The sequence below is a fragment of the Mesorhizobium sp. WSM4847 genome (assembly GCF_055811335.1).
In genome coordinates this window covers 58,905-73,979 of sequence record NZ_JBVVPY010000008.1, presented here as the reverse complement: position 1 = coordinate 73,979, position 15,075 = coordinate 58,905, and the positions used below count along the sequence as shown (strand labels likewise).

The 15,075-nt window shown below is 62.9% G+C and carries 13 protein-coding genes; 5 read left to right on the top strand and 8 right to left on the bottom strand.

The features are described from left to right. Positions 1 to 13 precede the first annotated feature (13 nt). Entirely contained in the window at positions 14 to 184 is a 171-nt protein-coding gene (locus AC0L28_RS13665) for a hypothetical protein (protein WP_023798964.1), read from the bottom strand. A 416-nt stretch (positions 185 to 600) separates the two neighbouring features. Between AC0L28_RS13665 and AC0L28_RS13660 the strand changes: the two genes are divergently transcribed. Beyond that, on the top strand, positions 601 to 1,032 hold the full coding sequence (locus AC0L28_RS13660; protein WP_473478027.1) for a TerB family tellurite resistance protein: 432 nt from the start codon (positions 601 to 603) through the stop codon (positions 1,030 to 1,032). Between the two features lie 22 nt (positions 1,033 to 1,054). Here AC0L28_RS13660 and AC0L28_RS13655 read toward each other — a convergent pair whose 3' ends face one another. The 5 genes from AC0L28_RS13655 to AC0L28_RS13635 form a co-directional block, all read right to left on the bottom strand. Next, positions 1,055 to 2,740, bottom strand: a complete 1,686-nt coding sequence (locus AC0L28_RS13655; protein WP_473478024.1) for an ABC transporter ATP-binding protein — start codon at positions 2,738 to 2,740, stop codon at positions 1,055 to 1,057. Continuing rightward, complete coding sequence (locus tag AC0L28_RS13650; protein WP_473478023.1) at positions 2,737 to 3,606, bottom strand: ABC transporter permease; 870 nt, start codon at positions 3,604 to 3,606, stop codon at positions 2,737 to 2,739. The genes AC0L28_RS13655 and AC0L28_RS13650 overlap by 4 nt, the downstream gene beginning before the upstream one ends. Then, positions 3,603 to 4,550, bottom strand: coding sequence for an ABC transporter permease (locus AC0L28_RS13645; RefSeq protein WP_473478021.1), 948 nt, complete (start codon positions 4,548 to 4,550; stop codon positions 3,603 to 3,605). Before AC0L28_RS13645 ends, AC0L28_RS13650 begins: the two co-directional genes overlap by 4 nt. Before the next feature lie 436 nt (positions 4,551 to 4,986). Further along, entirely contained in the window at positions 4,987 to 6,465 is a 1,479-nt protein-coding gene (locus tag AC0L28_RS13640) for an ABC transporter substrate-binding protein (protein WP_473478019.1), read from the bottom strand. Between the two features lie 130 nt (positions 6,466 to 6,595). Continuing rightward, positions 6,596 to 7,876: an acetylornithine deacetylase/succinyl-diaminopimelate desuccinylase family protein gene (locus AC0L28_RS13635; protein ID WP_473478017.1), complete on the bottom strand. Its 1,281-nt coding sequence runs from the start codon at positions 7,874 to 7,876 to the stop codon at positions 6,596 to 6,598. A gap of 229 nt (positions 7,877 to 8,105) precedes the next feature. On the opposite strand from AC0L28_RS13635, the gene AC0L28_RS13630 reads away from it, so the two are divergent. Then, positions 8,106 to 8,534 (top strand): L,D-transpeptidase, encoded by a 429-nt coding sequence (locus tag AC0L28_RS13630; protein ID WP_023802989.1) that lies wholly within the window; start codon positions 8,106 to 8,108, stop codon positions 8,532 to 8,534. Here AC0L28_RS13630 and AC0L28_RS13625 read toward each other — a convergent pair. Both AC0L28_RS13625 and AC0L28_RS13620 read right to left on the bottom strand, forming a co-directional pair. Next, positions 8,531 to 9,013 carry a hypothetical protein gene (locus AC0L28_RS13625; protein ID WP_353842760.1) on the bottom strand — a complete coding sequence of 161 codons (483 nt, stop codon included), beginning with the start codon at positions 9,011 to 9,013 and terminating at the stop codon, positions 8,531 to 8,533. The two genes, AC0L28_RS13630 and AC0L28_RS13625, sit on opposite strands and share 4 nt — an antisense overlap. A gap of 183 nt (positions 9,014 to 9,196) precedes the next feature. Then, positions 9,197 to 10,600 (bottom strand): selenium-binding protein SBP56-related protein, encoded by a 1,404-nt coding sequence (locus AC0L28_RS13620; protein WP_128176814.1) that lies wholly within the window; start codon positions 10,598 to 10,600, stop codon positions 9,197 to 9,199. A gap of 246 nt (positions 10,601 to 10,846) precedes the next feature. Here AC0L28_RS13620 and AC0L28_RS13615 point away from each other — a divergent pair, with 246 nt between their 5' ends. From AC0L28_RS13615 to AC0L28_RS13605, 3 genes are all read left to right on the top strand, one after another. Then, a complete protein-coding gene (locus AC0L28_RS13615) occupies positions 10,847 to 11,929 on the top strand; it encodes a substrate-binding domain-containing protein (RefSeq protein ID WP_023802986.1) in 1,083 nt (360 codons plus the stop codon). Positions 11,930 to 12,012: 83 nt separating this feature from the next. After that, positions 12,013 to 14,268 (top strand): ABC transporter permease, encoded by a 2,256-nt coding sequence (locus tag AC0L28_RS13610; protein ID WP_473478015.1) that lies wholly within the window; start codon positions 12,013 to 12,015, stop codon positions 14,266 to 14,268. Next, complete coding sequence (locus tag AC0L28_RS13605) at positions 14,261 to 15,043, top strand: ATP-binding cassette domain-containing protein (RefSeq protein ID WP_023802984.1); 783 nt, start codon at positions 14,261 to 14,263, stop codon at positions 15,041 to 15,043. Before AC0L28_RS13610 ends, AC0L28_RS13605 begins: the two co-directional genes overlap by 8 nt. Positions 15,044 to 15,075 lie beyond the last annotated feature (32 nt).

Below are 15,075 nucleotides of genomic sequence, written 5' to 3'. Positions count from 1 at the left end.
GAGATCTGGGGGCTTAAGCGCCGCGAACCAGGCAGCCGCCGGCAAGCACGACATAAGCGATGAGGACGATCCACACCGCGGCCAGGGGAATGAACGCAAAAACGCCGAGAGCGGCGAGAAGACCGATGATGGCGATAACAAGGGATATGATGAAAATAAGCTGCGTAGGCGCACTGAGATTCATGTGTGGCTCCTCCGACATGATTCGTACAACCGCATCCTATCAGGCGCCCCGTTCACACACCAATCAGCGTGCGCAGCGGCGGAGATCACCAATTGTCGATCTTGGCGCCGCCCCTCATCGCCCTGCCAGCCTCTTCTCCCCGTATAGGGACGGGGAGAAGAGGCTGGCCGCAACGCCGGCACCGCTTCTTCGAAACGCTGGTGATTGGCGAAACCGTAGATGACAGCGCCCCTCTCCTCGTCACTATACGGGGAGAGGATGCCGGCAGGCAGGTGAGGGGCAGCGCCAATGGCCGGAAAAGGGCGAGGAGCCGAATTCAAAACCTGAAAGCGATTGCCCTGTCGAACCACAGCCGACCATTTGCGCAAGGCCGATTCCGCGCTACCTATTTGCAACGAATCGGAAAGGGGTCGCTGATGGCATTCGCATTGCTGGAGCAGATACGCTCGATCTTCGACGGCGACCCCGGCGTGCGCAAGGTCGCGGACGATCCAGTGCTGTCGGCGGAACTGCTGATGCTGTTTCGCATGATTTTGGCCGACGGCACGGTCAACGAGAGCGAAATGGCCGCCCTCAGGCGCATCTGCCGGGAAGCCTTCGGCATTCCGGAAGCCAGCATCGACAGCGTCATCGAATATCTCAACGAGTTCGGCTACGAGACCAACGGCTCGCAAGCCATCGCGCAGTTCCGTGACCTCGACGTCGAGAGGCGCAGCCTGCTTGCCCGCCATATGGCCGAGATCGCCAAGGCCGATTCGCAACTTGCCGGGACAGAGATGCAGCTCTTGCGCCGCACCCTCGACTTGCTCGACATCAGCCCGGCCGATGTGGTGAAGGCCGAAGAGTAAGCCTCTCCCGACGGTCGGCTGTTCACCCCTGTTCCTGTAACCGCCGGGCAATCGCGCGGTGCAGGTCCGGGGCCGCAGCGACCAGCGCCTTGGCGGCTTCGGACTGCGGATGGTCGAGAACGTCGCTCGTCCTGCCGCGCTCGACGATCTTGCCGGCATGCATGATCATCACCTGGTCGGTAATGGCGCGGGCAACGGTCAGATCGTGGGTGATGAACAGATAGGCAACGCCGAGCTTCTGGTTGAGCTCGGCGAACAGGTCGAGAATCTGGGCGCGGATCGAGACGTCGAGCGCCGAGACCGGCTCGTCGGCGACGACCAGCTTGGGGCGGGTGATGATGGCGCGGGCGATCGACAGGCGCTGGCGCTGGCCGCCTGAAAATTCGTGCGGGTATTTGTCCATGTCGCGTGGACCAAGGCCGACCTCGTGCAAGGCCTTTGCCACCATCTCGCGCCGCTCTGCATTGGTCGGCCTTTTCTCCAGGACATGCAGTGGCTCGGCGACCAGTTTTTCCACCTTCTGGCGCGGATCGAAGGAGCCGTAAGGGTCCTGGAACACCACCTGCATGTCGCGGCGCGCCGGCTTGAGCTCAGCCTCGCTCTTGCCGGTGATGACTTCGCCGCGAAACCGGATCGTTCCCGATGTCGGCCCGTCCAGCGCCAGGACCATGCGGGCAAGCGTGGACTTGCCGCAACCGGAACGCCCGACCAGCGCCACAGACTGCCCAGGATCGATCGAGAACGAGACATCGTCGACGGCGCGGGTCGGAACCGCGCGCTGCAGCAGCGATTTGCGCCGTCCCGGATAGTCCCGCGTCACGCTCTCTACCTGAAGAAGAGGTCTGGCTCCCTGAAGAAGAGGCTTGGCTCCTTGAAGAAGAGGTTTGGCAGCCTGGAGCTGGGGGTTGTCTTGGCCGACCTCGTGCGTCCTGGCACGCGCCGGCACATGCATCGAGGCCTGCGCCAGTTGTCTTGTGTAGGGATGAAGCTGCTCGGACAGGGTGCGCGCCGTGTCGCCGGCCTCCATCACTTCGCCGTGGCGCAGGATGGTGATGCGCTCCGCCATTTCGGTCACCACCGCTAGGTCATGCGAGATCAACAGCAGGCCCATGCGGTTTTCTGCGACCAGGTCGCGCAACAGGTCGAGGATCTGCGCCTGCAGCACGACGTCGAGCGCCGTCGTCGGCTCGTCGGCGATCAGCAGTTTTGGTTTCAGCGCGCAGGCAATGGCGATGACGACACGCTGGCGCTGGCCGCCGGAAAGCTCGTGCGGATAGCGCGACAGCGGAAATTGCGCTGAGGGCAGGCCGACCCGGTCGAGCATTTTTCGGGCGCGGTCCTCGGCGTCGGCGCGGCTTGCCCTGGTGTGCCAGCGTATGCCTTCGGCAACCTGCTCGCCAATCGTCTTGACCGGGTTCAGCGCCGTCATCGGCTCCTGGAAAACCATGCCGATATCATCGCCGCGCAGCGCGCACATCTGGTCTTCGCTGGCCGCGAGGATGTCGATGCCGTCGAAGACGACGCGCCCGCTGGCGCGCGCCGCCCAGGGCAGAAGCCGCATCACCGTCAATGCCGCGATCGACTTGCCCGAGCCGGATTCGCCGACCAGCCCCATCACCTCGCCGGGCGCGACGGCGAGCTCGACATCCCTCAGGATCGGCGTGTCGCCGATCGTCAGCGACAATTTCTCGATTTCGAGCAGGCTCATCGCTGCCGCCGCGATTTTGGGTCGAGGATGTCGGCAATACCGTCGCCGAGCAGGTTCAGTCCAAGCACGGTGACGACGATCGCCATGCCTGGAAAGATCGCCATCCACGGCGCCATCCCCATGCGCGTCTGGGCGTCGAACAGCATCCGCCCCCAGCTCGGCATCGGCGGCTGTGTGCCGAGCCCGACATAGGAAAGCCCGGCTTCAGCCAGGATGCCGAGCGCGAACTGAATGGTGCCTTGCACCAGGAGCAAAGTAACGATGTTGGGCAGCACGTGTTCGATGGTGATCAGTGCTTTGCCTTTTCCGGCGGCACGCGCGGCGAGGATGAATTCGCGCGGCCAGATCGCCAGCGCGCCGGCCCGGGCGACGCGGGCGAAGACCGGGATGTTGAAAATGCCGATGGCGATGATGGCGTTGAGCGCGCCCGGGCCGTAGATGGCGGTGATCATGATCGCCGACAGCAGGGCAGGGAAGGCGAAGACGAGATCGTTCAGCCGCATCACCGCCTCGTCGACGACGCCGCCGCGCGCCGCGGCAAGGGCGCCGAGCGGCACGCCAACGCCCATGCCGATACCGACCGCCACCAGCGCCACGGCGATCGAATTGCGGGCCCCGACCATGATCATGGAAAAAATGTCACGGCCGAAATGATCGGTGCCGAACCAGTGCGCCGGCGAGGGTGCCTGGGTCTTGTCGGCGATGATCAGCCTGGTGACGTCAAAAGGCGTCCAGAAGAACGAGACGATGGCGACCGCCGCCACAAGTGCAGTGATGACGAAGCCGGTGAGGAACGAGCGGTTGGTGAAAGCCTTGACGAGGATGTCGGCAAAATTTTCCTCCGGGATGTCGAAGCGCAGCGTCATTGGCGGCTTCTCAGCCGCGGATCGACGACCGCATAGGAGAGATCGACAAGCAGGTTGACGGCGATGACGGCGGCGACCAGCAGCATGACGACGCTTTCGACGACGATCAGGTCGCGCTGGGTGATCGCCTGGAACACCAGCCGGCCGAGGCCGGGGAGATAAAAGACGTTCTCGATGATGATGGTGCCGGCGAGCAGGAAGGCGAACTGCAGGCCGAGAATGGTCAGCACCGGGATCATTGCGTTGCGCAGCGCGTGCCGCCACAGCACCGCGCGATAGGGCAGACCCTTGGCGCGGGCAGTGCGGATATAGTCCTCGTTCAGCACTTCGATCAGCGCCGAGCGGGTGACGCGGGCGAGGATCGCCGCCTGCGGCAGAGCGAGCGCGATCGCCGGCAGGACCAGCGATTTCAGCGCCGGCCAGACGCCGGCGCTCCATCCCGGAAAGCCGCCGGCCGGCACCAGCCGCAGCCAGACGGCAAACAGGTAGATCAGCATCAGCGCAAACCAGAAGTTCGGCACGGCAACACCAAGCTGGGCGGCGCCCATCGCGATCGTGTCGCCGGCCCGTCCGTGCCGGCCGGCGGAAAACAGCCCGACCGGAATGGCGATGATGGTGGACAGCGCCAGCGCGATCAGGGCCAGCGGCAGCGAGACCACCATGCGCTCGCGGACCAGGTCGATGACCGGCACCGAATAGGTGTAGGAACGACCGAAATCGAGGCTCAGCAAGCCGCCGGCCCAGTGCAGATAGCGCACGGCAAGCGGCGCGTTGAGGCCCATCTGGTTGCGCAGCAACTCGACCTGGTCGGCGCTGGCGTTCATGCCCAGCATCAGCCGCGCCGGGTCGCCGGGAATGATTTCCAGCACGGCGAAGACCACCATCGAGGCCAGGACCAGCGTGATGAGGGCGATGGCAAGACGCTTGAGGAGATAGGCGGTCATGGGGGGAGGACCGCAGCGCTGCCTGCAAAGATCGGGCGACAGTGCTCTTTCACGTCCCCGTCTGTCCTGCCGGACGCGCCGGTCCGAGCCACGGGCCTCGGCAGGACAGTTGCTACAGACAAAAGATAGCGCTCGACCGGCCAATTGTTCATGCCGGCGCCGCCCCTCATCCGCCTGCCGGCACCTTCTCCCCGTATAGCGACGGGGAGAAGGGGGCTGGCCGCAACCTTGGCACCCCTTCTGCAACGCTGGAGATCGGCGAAATCCTTTGCGAAGGCGTCCTTCTCCCCGTCACTATACGGGGAGAAGTGCCCGGCAGGGCGATGAGGGGCAGCGCAGAACTGAAGCGATTGCGCTGCGGCTCGGGCCAGGTATCCCGGCAGGACAGAGGGGAGTGCCACCGGCTGCAAGCTTCGCCCCTTTGGCCAGCAGCCCCTCACTCCGTCCACTTCACCTTGGTCAAATCATTGGCCTGGATCGGCGCATTTGCCCAAAAACCCTCGAGCTTGGCGTCCCAGACGCCGACTTTCGGCAGTTCGTAGAGGAAGCCGACCACGGCATCGTCGGCCAGTATCTTCTGCGCCTCGCCGAGCAGCGTCATGCGCTTGGCCTCATCGGAGGTGAGGTTCAGATCGGCGATGATCTTGTCGAAGGTCGGGTTGTCGTAGTTGAAGTAATAATCCTTGCGCGAATAGATATCGATGTCGTTGGGCTCGGTGTGGGAAACGATGGTCAGGTCGTAGTCCTTCTTGGTGAAGACCTGGTCCAGCCACTGCGCCCATTCCACCGGCACGATCTGCAGATCGATTCCGACGTCGCGAAGCTGCGACGCGATGATCTCGCCGCCAAGTCGCGCATAGGGGGGTGGCGGCAGTTTCAGCGTCGCCTTGAAGCCGTTCTCCAGGCCGGCTTCCTTCAGCAGTTCCCTGGCCTTCTCGACATTGTGCGGATAGAGACCGGTGAGGTCGACATAGACCTTGTTGGCGGGCGACATGTGCGAGCCGATCGGCACGCCAAGGCCGGCCGAGGCGCCGTCGATGATCGCCTTGCGGTCGAGCGCAAACGAAATCGCCTGCCTGACCTGCAGCCGGTCGAAAGGCGGCTTCTTGTTGTTCATCGAAAGGATGGTCTCACCCTCGGTCGCGCCGATCACCACCTTGAAGCGCGGGTCGCCCTGGATCTGGGCGACGCTGTCGGGATCGAAGAACGGGAAGGCCTGAACATCGCCGGAAAGCAGCGCCGGAACGGCGGCTGCGGCATCCGTGACGATGCGGAACTCGGCCTTGTCGAGGGACACCGGGGCACCCCAGTAGGCGTCGGACTTGATCAGCGTGATTGACGAGCCCTTGGCCCAGGTCTGGAACTTGAACGGGCCGGTGCCGACAGGCGTTTCCTTGTTGGTGTCGGCTGTCTCCGGCGCGACGATGACCGCGTCGCCCCAGCCCATATTGTAGAGGAACGAACTTTGCGGGTTCTTCAGCGTGATCCTGACCGTCGCCGGATCGACCATTTCGACCGTATCGATGGCGGCGAACAGGCCCTTTTGTGCGTTGACGGAGTTGTCGGCACGGGCGCGATCGAGCGAGAATTTGACGTCGTCGGCATTGAAGTCGGTGCCGTCATGGAATTTCACACCGCTATGCAGCTTGAAGGTGTAGACCTTGCCGTCGTCGGAAACGGTCCAGTTTTCGGCGAGAGCCGGCAGCACCTCGCCGTTCGGGCCGATGCGGGTCAGCCCCTCGAACACATTGGCGTAAAGCACCTCGTCGATCGCCGCTGCAGCACCTGCGGTCGGATCGAGATGCGGAGGTTCGAGCGTGATGCCGATGACCAGATCGGTCCGCGTGGCAAGCGCCGAAGCGCCGTTGGCCAGCACCAGGGCCGCAGCGGTGAGAATGGTTTTCCATAATTTCATCGTGCAACTCCCGATATGCTCAAAAACATGCTCGAAACCCGGTGGATAGAAGCGTGATTTCACCGAGGAGTAAATTGCGTTTCGTGCTTTCCGGCGGCGCCGGCAGGAATGTTTTTCCGCCCATCACCGGCTACCGAGCGCCCGCGCCCCTCAGCAGCACGTTGAGCCCGATCGCCATCACCTTGGCCGATTCGACCATGTCTGATATCCCCACCCATTCGTCGGGCCTGTGGGCGAGGTCGAGAATGCCCGGGCCATAGGCGATGCAGTCGTAGATGTGGCCGATGCGGGCAATGTGCTTCTGGTCGTAGGTGCCGGGCGAGATCACGTAGGCGGGCTCGCGGTCGAATATCTCCATGATGCCCCGTGCCACCGCCTTGACCACCGGCGCGTCGCGCTCGGTCATCAGCGGCAGCACCTCCATGAGATCGCGGATCTCGTAGTCGAATTTCTTGCGCTCGCGCTTCAGCCGGTCGAGGATATCGGTCACCTCGCGCTTGACCGTGCCAAGATCCTCTTCGAGCAGGAAACGGCGGTCGATGGTCAGCCGGCAGGAATCGGGGACATTGGGCGAGGGCAGGCTGGGCCGGAAATCCTCGGTCTGGCCGCCATGGATCGAGTTGATGTTCATGGTCGAGCGCTTTGCCCCGTCGGGCACGACCGGCATGCGCGTGACCTTGCGGTCGAGCGCCGGGAACAGCTCGTCCTCGAAAGCCCTTAGCACGGCGCCCATATGGCGCACCGCATTGTCGCCGAGGAACGGCATCGAGCCGTGCGCGATCTCGCCCTTGGTCTCGATCTCCGCCCACCAGACGCCGCGATGGCCAAGGCAGATGCGATCCTTGTTCAACGGCTCGGGGATGATGACGTGGTCGACCTTCGGCTTGGAGAAATAGCCGAGCCTGGCCAGATGGGCGACGCCGCCGAAGCCGCCGGACTCCTCGTCGACCGTGCCCGAAATCTCGATGGCGCCGGGAAAGTCGGGGAACAGCTCCATGAAGGCTTCGGCGGCGATGATCGAGGAGGCCAGGCCGCCCTTCATGTCGCAGGCGCCGCGGCCATAGACCTTGCCATCCCTGACGATGCCGGCGAAGGGATCGAGGCTCCAGCCGTCGCCGGCTTCGACCACGTCGATATGCGAGTTGAAATGCACGCAGGCGCCGGGCGAGCGGCCATCGAAGCGGGCGACGACGTTGACGCGCGGGTAGCGGTCGGTGTCGCCGGGCGTGCCTTCGGCGCGGATGAATTCGACTTCGAAACCGCGCTTTTTCAGCCGCGCTCCGACGTATTCGGCGCATGGCCGATAGGCCTCGCCGGGCGGGTTGATGGTCGGAAAGCGGATCAGGTCCGCGGTCAGCGCGACCAAGTCGTCGACCCGATCATCGACCGCTTTCAGCAGGAGTTCGTTCATTCGACGAATTGAGCAGCCAACGGGGCGTTTTGGCAAGCCTGTTGGCGGGCCGCGCCCTACTTATGTGGTTACATGTCGCCACGGCAACTATCGCGGGAAATCGTTCAAATTCGCTGCTTTGGATTGGTGAATTCGTCAGAGGTGTGTGGTTACCTCATTCACTTGCGATTAAAGGATGAAGAATAGCGTTAAGGCAGGCAGGCAAGGGCAATCAAAGGGGTTTGATCGCATGAAAAAGACTGTTCTCATGGCAGCGGCACTGGCAACGATGCTGTTCGGTTCTTCGGTCGAGGGCTGGGCAGCCAAGCTGGTTGCAAGGATCGACGTGTCATCGCAGACAATGACTGTAAGATACGGCCGGGCGGTCTACCGATGGCGCGTATCCACGGCGCGCAAAGGCTATATCACGCCGCGCGGCAGCTACCGGCCGCAACGAACGGCACGGATGTGGTATTCGCGCAAATACGACATGTCGCCGATGCCTCATTCGGTGTTCTACCGCGGCGGCTATGCCATCCATGGCACCGGCGCAGTAAAATCTCTCGGGCGCCCAGCGTCGCATGGCTGCGTGCGACTGCACCCGTCCAATGCCGCCGCCTTCTATTCGATGGTGCGGCAAGCCGGCTTCCGCAACACGCGGATCGTGGTGACCAACTAGAGCGCGGAAAACACGCCGATCGCCCCGACCAGAACTAGACTTAGCGCCCAGATCACATCTAGATCAAACCAGCTTTTCGAAAGAAACCTTAATCCCAGCCACCGATAGACGCCGAAGGCCAAAGCGCCGCCCGCAGTGATCATCGCGCCGGTGTGGACCGCTGCCACGCCGATCGAGAGCGCTGCAGTTCGTGCAATGAGGGCGGTCGCGGCACGGTGCCCGGCATCCGTTTCAACGACGCCGCACAGGCCGAGGTAGATCGGCACCAGCATCAGGCCGGCGCCATGCGCGACGGCGACGAGAAAGGACCAGAGCGCCAGTCGCGACGGCGGCACGCGCGCCAGAAATCTAGGATGCCGCCGGTTGAAGAGCAGCCAGACTCCGAGCGCGACGACAATTAGACCTGCGCCAACGCGGATCTCGGTTTGCCAATCAACCAGCATGGTCATCAGCGCGAAGGGCAAGAGGACCACCGTCATGGCGACAAGATGCCCGAACGCCAGCGCCAGAAGTGCGCCCGGCAGCGCATAGGCTCGCCGTTCCATCAGGGCGGCCGAAACAGCAAGCGGCCAGCCCATACCCGGGTTTACGCCATGGTAAATCCCGCTGGCGACCACAGCAAACCAGAGGCCGGCTGTGGTCGAAAGGAGTTCGGGCGACACCTAGGCCGATGGGTAGCAGAAACTGTCGGTAGAGCAGTCGCCGCCTTCAAGTCGGATCTGGTGCGTTCGATAGCCTTTGGGGAACTCGACGAAGAAGTTGGTGTCGAGCGTCAGGCCACCATTGGCGCCAACATCGGCCTTCACCATCGCCCCGCCGCGCTCACCGGGATAGAACTGATCGTCCCAGGTCGAATAGAGCGAATTGGTCCAATAGACACGCTTGCCGTCGCGGCTAATCTCGACCATCTGTGGCCCATAGCCGAAGACCTTGCCACAGGGGTGCTTGGTCTTCTTGACGATCCCACCCAGTTCGACCTTGCCCGCCAGAACCGGCTTCATCGGGTCGCTGACATCGTATTGATGCATTTCACCCGTACCCCAACAAGCCACATAGAGATATTTGTCGTCGAGGCTGAGGTCGATGTCGGTGACCAGCGGGGGCACCGCCGAGAAACCCTTCAAAAGATCCGGCAGATCGTCGGCATTGGCCGGTTGAGGCGGGATGACCGCCGTCTTCTTGGCCTGGAACTTGCCATCCGCGTCGCGCCACCAAGTCCAGATCGAGCCTTCGAGATTGGTGGTATCGACTACAACGCCGCAGAAGCCGTATTGCTGGACTGGATCATGCGCCGGGCGGATTTCAAGCGCCATTTGGTGATTGGCCCCCAGATCGATCGTCTGAATGTTCTTACGCGCACGCAGATCCCAGAAATGCATGCGGTGGCCGTACTTGTTGGACAGTAGATCCTCAGGGACGATGCCGTTTTCGAACTGCGGCGGCAGGGCCCATTCGGAACTGACCATGTAGTCGCGCGGCAGGTTCCACCAGAAATCGTAGTGCTTGTCCTGGGCGCCACGATCTATCTCATAGCGGCCAATGACATCGAAGGTCTGGCAATCCATGATGAAAATGCCCGGAGGACCGTCGGTACCGTCCTTGCCGCCGCCGCCGAGGGTCGAGACATAAATGCCCTCGGGTCCGCAGTGGATCGTATGCGGGCGGGAATAGCCCGTCTTGGCAAACACTTCTGCGGGTTCGATGATCTTGTGAATCTTGGCGGCTGTCGGCCCGCCCTTCACATCAATTATGTAGATGCGCGACGAACGAATGCCCGGAATGATCAGATAACGACGCTCCAAAAAGGCGTGGCCAGTCAGTGGTGATAGCGCCGAAGAACACGCATTCCAGCCGAAGTGATGAAACTCATCGCCCTTGTTTGGCATGATCACAGTGTGGACGATCTTGCCGAAATCCGGCGAATTTGGATCGACATTCACCACAGCCAAACCGTCGGGTTGCGAGAAGTCCGGGCTAAGCATCAACGTGTAGGCCAGAGTTTCCGGCGGCCCTTCCATAGCCAGCCTAGGTGACGGATAGAATGTGGGGTCTGGTCGCAGATTCATCGCGGTATCCTCCCTACGCGTTTGTGAAACTTTTTTTGGTGCTCTCCGTGTCGCTCCCTTTTGAAATGCGGCCCAGGTAGGGATCACAATACACCAAGTCTCCTCGTCTGTCTGACACCGCGTCGCGCTAGCACTATTTACGTGGGCAGACTTTGGGCAGAATATACGGGGTGGGAGGGAGCATTCGGAATCCTGAATAAATGCGCCCGAACGGCTTCCGACCGTTGGTTGCAAGGGAGGATAATCATGAAACGTATTTTCTCGCTCGCGGCATGTGCCGCGGCGTTATCGCTCGGCGTATCGAACGCCTACGCACAATCGGGCGGCGTCGACAAGGCGGTCGGCGGCTACAGCTTCGAAGAAGCCGCAAAGGAGGCTCCCGGTACCAAGGACTTCCATTCGGCCGATGGTCACCTCACATTCGCTATCGTGACACACACTGCCGGCAATGGCTTCTTCGATCCGGTCTACGTCGGCGCGACCGTCGCCGGCAACCTGATCGGCGCCAAGGTCCTGCTGCTCGGCTCGGAATCGCCGACTGACGACCCTGCCCGCGAGATCGAAATCCTGAACCAGATCGTGCAGGATCCGACGATCGACGGGCTGATCATGACAACGCCCCAGGTCGGCGCCTATAACGACATCGTCAAGGCCGCCGAGGCGAAGGGCATACCGGTCGCTACGACAAATTCCTTTGACGGCACGATCCTCAACCGCAGCGGCATCGGCCACACCGGCCAGGACGCCTCCGCTGCCGCAATCGCCGGCGAGGCGCTCGTCAAGTGCCTCGCGGACAAGGGTATAGAGAAGGGTTCGATCGTCCTGCCGTCGTCGACCGCAATGGGCAACATCGAGGTGAACAACCGCGTCACTTCGGCTTTCAACGCCATCGTCAAGGGCTTGAAGGATGCCGGCAAGCTTGATGCCTTCAAGGTCGACGCGGGTCCGGAGAACACCGGTATAGACACCAATCCGAATGACCCGGTGAACGGCATCGTGACGCTGTTCGAATCGCGCGGCGATGTCGTAGGCGCGTTCGCCGGCAACAACGTGTTCACGCCGGCGCTTGCCAAGGCCGTCGCTCAGACAGGAATGACCGGCAAGATCTGCGCCTACGGTTTCGACCTCGGCCCGGCCCAGCAGGACGCGATGAAGAGCGGCGATCTGACCGGCGCGCTGGGGCAGCAGCCCTTCTTGCAGGGCTTCTGGCCGGTCATGCAGCTCTATCTGGAGATCGACCGCGGCATCGCGGCGGCCAACCTCGACACACGCGCCCAACTGGTGACGAAGGAGACCGTCGAGGAGGTCGGCAAGCGCTTCGAGAACTGAGTCCACTCGGAACGTCTGAAATCATTGCGGGAGAGTGCAGGCTCTCCCGCAATGCGGCAGCAGGAAATCGACCAGAAGAGACCATGGCGCTTACCGCGACCACATCGCTCGGCCGTGCGCCGTCCCAGATTATCGGCGGCTGGGAGGTGGGGCTCGTTGCCTTGCTTTTGCTGCTCTATCTCGGCGGCGCTCTCGTCAATCCCGCGTTCTTCGGGTCAACAGGAGCGTTTCACTCGCTGCTCCGCGACACCTCGCGGGTTGCCATCATCGCGGTCGGAGTGACCTTCGTCATCGTCAACAAGGACCTCGATCTTTCGGTCGGTTCAACTTACGGCCTAGTCGCCGTCGTCTTTGCCAGGCTGTTCGCGCCGAACTTCCTTGACCTCGGCGTCGTCACGTCGGCGATCCTCTGCCTGCTGCTCGGCACGCTGATCGGGCTGATCAACGGCGTGCTCGTCACCATCCTGAAGGTGCCGGCGTTCATCGCCACGCTGACCATCCTCTTCATCGGCCGCGGCTTCGTGCTGGCGCTCACTCACGGCCAGGCGATCTACTACCCTGCCAAGGCGACCGGCTATCCGGGTTTTTTTCACCTCGGCGAGACCAACCTCCTCGGCTTCAACAACCAGATCGTGATCTTCCTCGTTGTCGCCGTGATCGGCGCCTATGTGCTTGCCAAGACGCGCTGGGGCTACGAGACCTTCGCCACCGGCGGCAACGAGCAGGCGGCGTCCTATGCCGGCATCCCGACCAACTGGGTGCGCATCCGAGCCTTCCTGATCTCCTCGCTCTGCGCGGCGCTGGCCGGCTTGATGTCAGCTGCGCAGGACAAGGGCGTGACGCCGCTCTACGGCGTCAGCGGTGAGCTGACCGTCATTGCCGCCGTGATAATCGGCGGCGCCTCGATCCTCGGCGGCCGCGGCCGGGTCGCCGGATCCTGCCTTGGCGCCCTTCTGGTGGTGCTGCTCGACAAGGTATTGCGCGAGGGCTGGCCGATCACGCGCATCATCAAGATCGGCGACGAGGAGATCACGGTCAACGCAGTTTTCTCGCTACCGGTCGGCGCGGTGCCGGTGTTCCTCGGGCTGCTACTCGTCGTCGCTGTGCTCATCGAGCCCTATCTCATCCGCCGCCAAGTGGCAGGGCGCCTCTGGGCCTGGCTCCGCGGCCGGCCGCCGCCACCGGCCTACGAGATCGGCGGCATCGCGATCGAGGGGGTGCAGACCAAGGGCGCGATGGCGACCGACATGGCGTTGTCGGCCACCGGGTTCGGCAAGTTCCTCGCCCGGCGCGACGCGCTCGCCATCATCCTGACCGCGCTCCTGTGGCTGACCGGCCTCGCGCTCCGGCCGGACTACTGGTGGAACCTGTCCAACAGCTTCGCTATCTTGCTCAACTACACCGAGCTTGCGCTGATCACCATCGGGCTCACCTACGTCATCGCCGCCGGCGATATCGACCTCTCCGTCGGGGCGGTGCTTGCCCTCGCCGGCAGCACAGCCGCCTATTTCCTCAAGGTCCTCGGCGCCGACCCCGTGACCGCCGTGGCGATGGGCCTGCTGGCGGGCATGTGCGCCGGCCTCGTCAACGCGATCGTCACCGTCGGCTTCAAGCTGCCGGCCTTCATCGCCACGCTCGGCATGTTCTACATCGCCCGCGGCCTCGCCGCCTGGTTCGTCGCCGGGCAGCAGCTCACCGGCTGGCCCGAGGGCTACAACCTGCTTGGCCGCAAGGTGAACGACATCCTGCTGCACTACCGCATCTCGCTGCCGGACGGGCTGCTGCGCTCGATCGCCGAGGTGGTGAGCGTCCAGACCATCTGGATGCTGTTGGTCGCCCTCATTGCCGGCGTCGTGCTCGCCTACATGCCGTTCGGGCAGAAGGTCTATGCGACCGGCGGCAACATTCGCGCCGCCGCTTATGCCGGGATCAACACCAACCGGGTGCGGTTCTTCGCGCTCATGCTGGCGGCGCTCTGCGCGACAATGGCCGGGATCATCAACGTCGCCTACTTCCGCAGCTTCAACCCGGTAGCCGGCCAGTTCCGCGAGCTCGACGCCATCGCTTCGGTGATCATCGGCGGCGGTTCGATCTTCGGCGGCTACGGCACCGTGATCGGGGCGCTCGCCGGGGCGGCGGTGATCACCCTGATCCGGGCGCTGCTGCAGCTCAACGTCCAAGGCTTTACCATGCCGCAGCACTGGATCAACGTCTTCATCGGTGGCATCCTGATCGTGGCGGTGCTGATCGACATCTGGGTGCGCCAGGCCAACATCTTCGGCCGCCTGCGGGCGCGCCTCGCGCGGCGCACAAAAACGGCGGAAACCACCCATGCTTGACGCGACCAGGCCTGCACCGATCGTAGAAATGCGGGGCATCGAAAAAGCCTTCGGTGCGGTGCAGGCGCTCCGCAATGTCGACCTCGTGCTCTATCCCGGCGAGATCCTGGGCCTCGTCGGCGACAACTCGGCCGGCAAGTCGACGCTGATGAAGATCCTGACCGGCGCCTACCAGCGCGACTCGGGCGGCGAGATCTTCGTCGCCGGGCAGCCGGTGCACTTCAAGAGCCCGCACGAAAGCCGCGACGCCGGCATCGAGATGATCTACCAGGATTTCGCTCTTTGCGGGAATATGGATGTCGGTCAGAATATCTTTCTTGGCCGTTGGCCGCGCAGGGGCCTTTTCGTCAATCGGCGGAAAATGTACGCGGAAGCCGACAGTGTGCTGAAGCGGCTCAAGGTCGACGTGAACTCCGTCTATCAAAAGGTCGAGAGCCTTTCGGGCGGCCGCCAGCAATCGGTGGCTATTGCCCGCGCTATCTCGTTTCAGCCGCGCGTGGTGATACTCGATGAGCCGACCGCCAATCTCTCGGTGATGGCGACCGAGCGGTTGCTCGAAACCATGCTGGAACTGAAAAAGCAGGGCGTTGCCCAGATCATCATCTCCCACCGCCTCGTTGACATCTTCGCTGTGGGCGACCGCGTGATGGTGCTTAAGCGCGGCGAGAACGTGGGCGATCGCTACATCAAAAACACCGACGAGCATGAGGTCCTGGAGATCATCGTCTCCGGCACGCGAGAGCATGCACTTACGGCCGATGAGGCAATGCTTTGACCGAGTCCTGGCGTCGCAGAAATGCGGCTAAA

Coding starts and splice junctions, on each gene's coding strand:
- AC0L28_RS13665 (WP_023798964.1), bottom strand. CDS start 184: ATGAATCTCAGTGCGCCTACGCAGCTTATTTTCATCATATCCCTTGTT.
- AC0L28_RS13660 (WP_473478027.1), top strand. CDS start 601: ATGGCATTCGCATTGCTGGAGCAGATACGCTCGATCTTCGACGGCGAC.
- AC0L28_RS13655 (WP_473478024.1), bottom strand. CDS start 2,740: ATGAGCCTGCTCGAAATCGAGAAATTGTCGCTGACGATCGGCGACACG.
- AC0L28_RS13650 (WP_473478023.1), bottom strand. CDS start 3,606: ATGACGCTGCGCTTCGACATCCCGGAGGAAAATTTTGCCGACATCCTC.
- AC0L28_RS13645 (WP_473478021.1), bottom strand. CDS start 4,550: ATGACCGCCTATCTCCTCAAGCGTCTTGCCATCGCCCTCATCACGCTG.
- AC0L28_RS13640 (WP_473478019.1), bottom strand. CDS start 6,465: ATGAAATTATGGAAAACCATTCTCACCGCTGCGGCCCTGGTGCTGGCC.
- AC0L28_RS13635 (WP_473478017.1), bottom strand. CDS start 7,876: ATGAACGAACTCCTGCTGAAAGCGGTCGATGATCGGGTCGACGACTTG.
- AC0L28_RS13630 (WP_023802989.1), top strand. CDS start 8,106: ATGAAAAAGACTGTTCTCATGGCAGCGGCACTGGCAACGATGCTGTTC.
- AC0L28_RS13625 (WP_353842760.1), bottom strand. CDS start 9,013: ATGACGGTGGTCCTCTTGCCCTTCGCGCTGATGACCATGCTGGTTGAT.
- AC0L28_RS13620 (WP_128176814.1), bottom strand. CDS start 10,600: ATGAATCTGCGACCAGACCCCACATTCTATCCGTCACCTAGGCTGGCT.
- AC0L28_RS13615 (WP_023802986.1), top strand. CDS start 10,847: ATGAAACGTATTTTCTCGCTCGCGGCATGTGCCGCGGCGTTATCGCTC.
- AC0L28_RS13610 (WP_473478015.1), top strand. CDS start 12,013: ATGGCGCTTACCGCGACCACATCGCTCGGCCGTGCGCCGTCCCAGATT.
- AC0L28_RS13605 (WP_023802984.1), top strand. CDS start 14,261: ATGCTTGACGCGACCAGGCCTGCACCGATCGTAGAAATGCGGGGCATC.